We start from the raw sequence: 7,224 nt of genomic DNA on the forward strand, positions 1-7,224 counted from the left end.
GTTAATTGGAGACTACGCAGCGTCGGGCCTGCTAACCACCAAAGGGGGTCAAAATTGGATGCCGATACAGGGTCAGTTTTGAATGCCGATTGACAGACATGGCCCGCCGCACGCCCAACCCGCCCGGCATCTTCGTGCTGGACGACGGCATGGGGCTGGTCGCCAAGCGGCTCGAGCACATCCCCAACAGCGACCCGCCCGCGGTGCGCGTCATCTCGGACAATCCCGTCTACAGCCCCTATGAACGAACGGCCGACGAAATCCACACCGTCGGCCGCATTCGTTGGTTCGCGCGGGAGATTTGACGTGATCGCGTTTCGGGTGGTCGACGATGCCGACCCGGCGCTGGCGCACTCGCCGCTGGTGCGCGGGATCGAGAAGACCTTTGTCTGGATCGGAGAGCATGGCGGGATCCCCCTGACGCCGTCCAAGGCATTCAAGCGGGTGTTCGTGCACTGGGCGGCGGCCGAGTTCGACTGGCCCGGCCATACCGAGGCGGATCTCTTCGCCGTCAACAAGGTTCTCAACGAATGGGATTTTCCGCCGCTTGAAATCCTGCACGACCTGATGATCGCGATGAAACTCGGCCGGCACTACAAGGGCGCGTTCCGGCTGACCAAGGCCGGTCAGGCGCTGGTCGGACACCCCGGGCGGATCTTCGGCACCGTCGTCCCGTTCTTCCTGTTCCGCATCAACCACGCCAGCCTGTCGCGCTTCGACGACGTGCCAATCCTCGGCAACTGGGACGTGTTCTTGAACGTGCTGAACGTCGAGACCGAGGACGGCGCCACCGGCGGCCGCCTCCGCCGCGTCCTTTTCGGCGAGCGTGATGCGGGGCAGCCGCCGCGCTACGACGAGGTGATGGGCCAGCTCTACATCCAGGTTCTGCGTCCGCTGTGCTGGGCGGGATTGCTGCAGCAAGAGCGCGGCGCGATTGGCTTCCGATTCGAGGAGGCGGTGTTCATGAAGACGCCGCTGTGGCGTGCGGCGTTGCGGCTTGAGACGGATTGGATGGCGCGAAGTGAAGCTCAGCATTGATGGCCCGATCGCGAAAGACACGAGTTGTTAACAAAACTGCACCCTAGGCTTCTCTCGGCTATCAGATGCAGTTCCTCCACGCGAGAGCTATCGAATTTCGAGCAACATCGTCCATATCATTCCCCTCTCGGAACCCTCCCATCACGCGCGCTGCATCGAGTCCGAATTCAATTCTCCGGGCCTCAAGTATCCGAGACTTGAAACGCTCAACTGGAACGGTGATGAATATAGCTCTATCCCCATATCTGACAGTGAGTTCACGCCTCGCAACGCTGTGCATCTGACCATCGATCGCCAAATCAACCGCCCGCAGTGGAAGGTCGTCCGGGTTAGGATAGGACGGTGTTGCAAGATCCATTGTAATCAGACAGTTCGCCGTGCCTGATCCTCTTTGACAGAATGCGGTGACCTGCTGCAGCATCGAGTCGGAACGATAGGGCCGCGCCGCAGTCACCAAGCCACCCGCGTAGGGCTCCATGAACCAAGCCCTGAGACCTGAACCAGACACAATAGACAGTTCCTTCAACTCTCCACTTGTTGGATAATAGAGATCATCGCTCGGAGTGGAGGATGCAAAGGCGACCACGCGCGGATCTATCCCCATTTCAATGGCATAAAGAACAATCTGACCGGTGATTGCTTGTGCAACTGACAGCGCAGTCGTTTCGATTTCTGCGGCCTGCGCCGCCGTCAGCATCTGTCGACCCCGCTCAGGACTGCCGTAGAACTGATGGAAACCGAGAAGGTTTGGGCCTGTCGGGTAGTACGGTGAATCGACGAAACGTTCTCGCCCCCCGAGGAATGCGTAAGCACATGAACTCGCGCATATGCCTGCCTCAACGCCGTCATACCAAGTGTCGCATGGCGCATTGTAGCTTTCGAAGGTCCGCTCCGACCTGCCAACATGTGCAGTCAATCCTGCTTCCCTGATCATCCGACCCAGTTCTAACCCCGCAGCAAGGTTCCCACCTGGAGAATGAAGAACAATCTGGCTTGGCGGGTTCTGCTCAGATTCGAGAAAAGCCCTGAACCGCGACGGCGTTTCCATGTCAATTACGCCAGTTGCTGCGATCCAAGCAGAGGTCGACATATTGCCTTTGTTCGTCGCCATCGAAAATGTCATAGGCTGGTTGAAAGCATTGTCTTCCAGCGCTGGTGGCCGATCGCACGTGGCATTCGTCTGTTGTGCGATCGCGGGAACCGCTGCCCAGAACAAAAAGCCGACGGCACCCAAGTATTTCCAGAGTTCTCGGAAAAGCAGATTGCCACGGCTCCGTCGCACTCGCATCCCTCTGCACTCCTTTTGTTTGTCTTTCCGTGCACGGCCAGTTTCTATGCAGTTCGCACAATCACGACAACCCTCTGATTTCCCTTGAAATCCTTCCCTGCGCGGGGCGAACACGGAGCAAACTGCCTCAGGAGGTTCGCTCCCCATGCCCGACGATTTGCCCTTCGCGCCGCCCGCCGAGACGCTCACCGCCAGCCAGCGGCTCGCTGAGCTGGCCGATATCCTCGCCGTCGCCGTTTCGCGCGCCAACCCGCTGACCAAGCACGAGAATTCTCCCACCGACCCAGACAGTTCGCTGGACATTCTCGCCCTCAGACGCCGTCGTCGGAGGCAGTTGCGAAACCGAGTTGGAGGCGAAGAATGAAGCACACTCGATCGAATGAAAGCAATGCTGGACGGCCCGACGTCCTGGCCGAACTGATGGCCCTGCGGGCGATGAGCGTGGCGCAATTGCGTGAGAAATGGGAGGCGCTGTTCGATGCGCCCGCGCCCAATGGCAGCCGCGGCAATCTCGAGCTTCGGCTGGGCTACCGCATCCAGGAGCTGGCCCTTGGCGGGCTGGGGCGCGAGACCCGGCGCACGCTCGACGTGCTGGCCGAGGAGGTCGCCGCCGGCAAGCTGGGCGGCCTGGTCTCGGATCCGCGCAAGCCCGCCCCCGGCACCAAGCTGGTGCGCGAATGGGAGGGCGAGGAGCATGTCGTCACCGTGCTGGCCGACGGGTTCGAATGGCGAGGGCGGCGCTTCAGGTCGCTCTCGGCCGCCGTGCGCGCCATCACCGGCGTGAACTGGAACGGCTGGCGCTTCTTCGGCCTCGACCGGACGGGAGGAGTGAAATGACCGCACGACAAACGCCCGCGCGCCGCCTGCGCTGCGCCGTCTACACCCGCAAGTCCACCGAGGAAGGGCTCGACATGGAGTTCAACAGCCTCGATGCGCAGCGCGAGGCCTGCGAGGCCTATATCGCCAGCCAGCGCGCCGAGGGCTGGGCCTGCCTGCGCGACCGCTACGACGACGGCGGCTTTTCCGGCGGTACGCTCGACCGCCCGGCGCTGAAGCAGCTGATCGCCGACATCGAGGACGGGCTGGTGGACGTGGTGGTGGTCTACAAGATCGACCGGCTCAGCCGGGCGCTGATGGATTTCTCGAAGCTCGTCGAGATCTTCGACCGCCACGGCGTCACCTTCGTCTCGGTCACCCAGTCCTTCAACACGACCACTTCCATGGGCCGGCTGACGCTAAACATCCTGCTCAGCTTCGCCCAGTTCGAGCGCGAGGTGATCGGCGAGCGGATCCGCGACAAGGTGGCGGCCTCGAAGAAGAAGGGCATGTGGATGGGCGGGTTCGTCCCGCTCGGCTATGACGCCATCGACCGCAAACTGGTCATCAACCCGGCCGAGGCCGAGAACGTGCGCACCATCTTCGAGCTTTTCGCGCGGTCCGAAACCACCGCCTCGGTCGTCCGCGAACTGGATGCGCGCGGCATCCGCTCCAAGCGCGGTCGACCCATCGACCGCGGCGCGCTCTACAAGCTGCTGCACAACCGTATCTATCGCGGCGAGATCACCCACAAGGGCGCGGTCTATCCCGGCGCGCATGAGGCGATCATCAGCTCCGAGCTGTGGGACGCCGCCCATGCCGTTCTCAAGGGCAACACGCATGCCCGCGCCGGGCGAACCCGGGCGGCCGCGCCGGCCCTCTTGCGCGGGCTGATCTTCACCCAGACCGGCGCCGCGATGACGCCGCACCACACCAAGCGCAAGGGCAAGCGCTATTGCTACTACACCTCGATGGACGTGATCCGGGGCCGGCCCAAGGCGGACTTGCGCGGGCCGCAGCGGCTGCCGGCGGCGATGGTCGAGGAAGCGGTGATCGCCGAGCTGCGGCGGCGGCTGCACACGCCAGAGGTGGTGGCGCGCACCGCGCGGGCACTGAGGAAGGAGCGCCCGGATCTCGACGAGAACACCGTCGTCGCCACGCTCGCGCAATTCGATGACATGTGGGCCGCGCTGATCCCGGCCGAACAGGCGCGCGTGGTGCAGCTCCTGGTGGCGCGGGTCACGGTCGGCGAGGGCGGAATGGATATCGACCTACGCCATGACGGGCTCGGCGCGCTGACCAGCCTGCTGACGCCCGAGACGGAGGACGCCGCCTGATGCCCAGCACCAACACGATCCGCGTCCACGTGCCGCTCACCTTGCGCAAGCGCGGCGGCCGACCGCGCATCCTGCCGCCCAAGGACATCGAGGCCACAACGCCCACAGGTCAGGATCCCCGCCTCCTGCGCGCCATCGGCCGAGCTTGGCGCTGGCGAAAGATGCTGGAGAGTGGCGAGGTCGCCACGCTCACCGATCTCGCCACCGAAGAGGGCCTCTCCGACCGCTACCTCAGCCGCCTCACGCGCCTCGCCTGGCTGGCGCCCGAGGTGCTCGAACGCCTCGTCATCCACCGCGAGCCCTGCGCCATCACGATCTACGAGTTGTGCCTCATCGCCTCGCTGCCTTGGGAGGAACAGTTGGAGCGGGTGTTTGAGACCGTGTGAGCGCTGAGGTCATCGATCGCCACTGACACGAGTTGGCATATTTTCTTTTTGTTGCGATAACTTGCGATCCCGAATTATTGTTCCTTCGAAACGGAATCCTTTCCCCAAACAGGAATTCCAAGTCGAGGAATTGATGGCAATCACAGCGGACAAAATCCTGTCTGCTCTTGAAATGGAGCGATCCGCAGCTCAGCGCGGACTACCTTTCAAAGTTGTCTCTTCCCGGCGCCAAGGAAACCTCGCAATTCTCTGCGTCGAACCCATACGGGACGGCCGTTCAAGTACCGCGCTTGATGAAAGCCTGGAAGGATCTCGGGCCGTTTGGTTCGGCGAGGAAAGCGGTCGCGGTGATGTGGCAGCAGTCAACCCGGAAAACGGGGAGTTTGCCCTCCGTTTTGTTTATGGATCCCTTCCCGAGGAAGGTGCACGGATTGCGCTCTATCCTCAAGACTTCATTACACCTCTGATTGATCTTTGGCAGGAGGGACCACGCAGAAAAAACGCTGCGGCGGTTCTGCGTAGAAGCGCTAAGGAACCGGTCGCTCAGACAAGAACACTGCCCAACCACTTCGATATCTTGAGATCCCGACAAGCTCAGGCAGTGTCGTTGCCGCTCAACCGTATCGGGCTGCTTCACGGGCCTCCAGGCACGGGGAAGACATTCACAATCGGGGCAATGATTGCTTATCTTCTGACCCGCTTCCGAAACGCAAAGATCCTCGTCAGTGGCCCGACGAATACGGCGGTAGACTCGGCGCTCATTTCCGCTGACGACTGGCTCAGCCGAATTGGTCGCGATGATCTCCGGCAGTGCATGAAACGGATCGGCTCCCGGTTTGATCAACGAAAATACCAAGATCGGGACCACCTTCTCGCTGAAGGAATCTACGAGGCATCGATTGAAGTCAGCATTCTAGAACTCGAGGAACCCCCGAAGAACGACATCGAACGATACGTCCTTTGGAAAGAAAAGCTGGATGCTGCCCGGGCGAAACTGAAAACCGACGTCGCGCACATTTCCGCAACATCACGGGTGGTCGCGATCACGACCAACTCTCTGTTTTTACACTTCGAAAGCGTGGCAAATCCAGGCGGCGGCTCTTGGCACTTTGCGATAGCTGACGAAGCTAGTCAGATCATGCTGCCCGCGGCTTTGATGGTCGCCAGTTTGGCGAAATGCTGCACCTTTGCCGGGGATCCTCAACAGCTGGCACCAATCGTTCAAAGTGCTGATCCGTTAGCCCAGGCTGTCCTGGGCAAGACGGCGTTCGACGTTTTCAAAGACGCCCAAAGCGTCTTTCTGAATGAGCAGTCCAGAATGTGCCAAGGCGTCTGCGATATTGTTTCGCACACTTTCTATGGTGATGAACTCGTGGTGTGCCCAAAAGCCGCCCGAGACCCCGAATGGAAGTTGGCTCGATCTCCGTGGTTTCTAGACGGGCGAGAGATACCGCGCGTTCTCGTGGACGACCGCGCCGGAGAGTCCACTTGGTCAAAGCGCTATAATGGCAAGATCCGTTACGCATCGGCAGAAATTGCCGCGGCCCTGGTTCACGAGCTGTTGGGATCCTACGTCGAACCTGACGACGTTTTGATCCTAACACCATTTCGTGCTCAGCGCGCATTGATCAGATCTTTGCTTGGCCGCCAGGGACAACGGGCAGTCCGGGTCAGTACGGTTCACCGGGCGCAAGGCAGCGAGCGAAAAATCGTAATCTTCGATCCAGTGGATGCGGGGAGCCCCTTTCTGAATAGCGAGACCGGACGCCGCTTGATGAACGTAGCTGCGTCACGTGCACAGGCGCATCTGATCATTCTTGTTGGCGAAACAGACCTCCAGAACCCATATCTTGCCAAGATGACCGTGCGCGCACGAAAGCTTTGGGACCGAAAGGGAGATTTCGCGTCACCGCTTCGTGTTCATCTGCCACAAACGTGATAGTACCGTCATCCCTACGCGCGAGCCTGCCACCAACCCCTGCCACTACGCCTCCTGTCTGTTCGGATCATGTTCCGCTTGTAGGCATTGTAAACAGGGGTCGAAGTTTTGGCGGGGTTGAAACTCAGAGCATTGAAAACGCTTGTGAAAATCACACCGAACCGAATTGCGCGAGGTTCGCTCGACCAGAGACCGGGGGCGGTTCAGAGACCGAAACCGGGGGTGCGGCCTGTCTCAGAGGTTCGCACCCATCCTGCAAACCCCTTTGAAAACAGGGAAAATTCCGGCGCTGGCCGGGTGAGGTCGATGTTTCGCAATGGGGGTGGTGGCGGAGGGGACGGGACTGGGTTCGGACGTTCTCCACAACTTGCGCGAGATCCAGCCCGTTCGCTGGCGGCAGCAAACAATCCGCGATCCGGG

Annotated in this window: 8 protein-coding genes; 7 read left to right on the forward strand and 1 reads right to left on the reverse strand. The window is 60.9% G+C overall.

Annotated features, from left to right (window positions below; all coding sequences use genetic code 11):
* Positions 1–89: 89 nt before the first annotated feature.
* Together F3H26_RS18675 and F3H26_RS18680 are read left to right on the forward strand one after the other, a co-directional pair.
* The gene (locus F3H26_RS18675) at positions 90–305 is read left to right on the forward strand and encodes a S24 family peptidase (RefSeq protein ID WP_223162582.1); all 216 of its coding nucleotides are present in this window, start codon (positions 90–92) and stop codon (positions 303–305) included.
* Between the two features lies 1 nt (position 306).
* The gene (locus F3H26_RS18680) at positions 307–1,038 is read left to right on the forward strand and encodes a hypothetical protein (protein ID WP_149777483.1); all 732 of its coding nucleotides are present in this window, start codon (positions 307–309) and stop codon (positions 1,036–1,038) included.
* A 61-nt stretch (positions 1,039–1,099) separates the two neighbouring features.
* Here F3H26_RS18680 and F3H26_RS18685 read toward each other — a convergent pair whose 3' ends face one another.
* Positions 1,100–2,161: a COG3904 family protein gene (locus F3H26_RS18685; RefSeq protein WP_223162583.1), complete on the reverse strand. Its 1,062-nt coding sequence runs from the start codon at positions 2,159–2,161 to the stop codon at positions 1,100–1,102.
* Positions 2,162–2,471: 310 nt separating this feature from the next.
* Here F3H26_RS18685 and F3H26_RS18690 point away from each other — a divergent pair, with 310 nt between their 5' ends.
* The 5 genes from F3H26_RS18690 (at position 2,472) to F3H26_RS18710 (ending at position 6,804) form a co-directional block, all read left to right on the forward strand.
* Positions 2,472–2,690 carry a hypothetical protein gene (locus tag F3H26_RS18690; RefSeq protein WP_149777485.1) on the forward strand — a complete coding sequence of 73 codons (219 nt, stop codon included), beginning with the start codon at positions 2,472–2,474 and terminating at the stop codon, positions 2,688–2,690.
* Positions 2,687–3,163 (forward strand): DUF2924 domain-containing protein, encoded by a 477-nt coding sequence (locus F3H26_RS18695; protein ID WP_149777486.1) that lies wholly within the window; start codon positions 2,687–2,689, stop codon positions 3,161–3,163. Before F3H26_RS18690 ends, F3H26_RS18695 begins: the two co-directional genes overlap by 4 nt.
* Positions 3,160–4,479: a recombinase family protein gene (locus F3H26_RS18700; protein WP_149777487.1), complete on the forward strand. Its 1,320-nt coding sequence runs from the start codon at positions 3,160–3,162 to the stop codon at positions 4,477–4,479. Before F3H26_RS18695 ends, F3H26_RS18700 begins: the two co-directional genes overlap by 4 nt.
* Entirely contained in the window at positions 4,479–4,865 is a 387-nt protein-coding gene (locus F3H26_RS18705; RefSeq protein ID WP_149777488.1) for a hypothetical protein, read from the forward strand. Before F3H26_RS18700 ends, F3H26_RS18705 begins: the two co-directional genes overlap by 1 nt.
* Positions 4,866–4,998: 133 nt before the next feature.
* On the forward strand, positions 4,999–6,804 hold the full coding sequence (locus F3H26_RS18710) for a DEAD/DEAH box helicase (RefSeq protein WP_149777489.1): 1,806 nt from the start codon (positions 4,999–5,001) through the stop codon (positions 6,802–6,804).
* The last annotated feature ends 420 nt before the right edge of the window (positions 6,805–7,224 follow it).

The sequence above is a fragment of the Ruegeria intermedia genome (assembly GCF_900129345.1).
Taxonomy (GTDB): domain Bacteria; phylum Pseudomonadota; class Alphaproteobacteria; order Rhodobacterales; family Rhodobacteraceae; genus Ruegeria; species Ruegeria intermedia.

Excerpts from the sequence above, each read along its gene's own strand:
- F3H26_RS18705 (WP_149777488.1), top strand. The coding sequence starts at position 4,479 with ATGCCCAGCACCAACACGATCCGCGTCCACGTGCCGCTCACCTTGCGC.
- F3H26_RS18710 (WP_149777489.1), top strand. The coding sequence starts at position 4,999 with ATGGCAATCACAGCGGACAAAATCCTGTCTGCTCTTGAAATGGAGCGA.
- F3H26_RS18690 (WP_149777485.1), top strand. The coding sequence starts at position 2,472 with ATGCCCGACGATTTGCCCTTCGCGCCGCCCGCCGAGACGCTCACCGCC.
- F3H26_RS18695 (WP_149777486.1), top strand. The coding sequence starts at position 2,687 with ATGAAGCACACTCGATCGAATGAAAGCAATGCTGGACGGCCCGACGTC.
- F3H26_RS18685 (WP_223162583.1), bottom strand. The coding sequence starts at position 2,161 with ATGACATTTTCGATGGCGACGAACAAAGGCAATATGTCGACCTCTGCT.
- F3H26_RS18700 (WP_149777487.1), top strand. The coding sequence starts at position 3,160 with ATGACCGCACGACAAACGCCCGCGCGCCGCCTGCGCTGCGCCGTCTAC.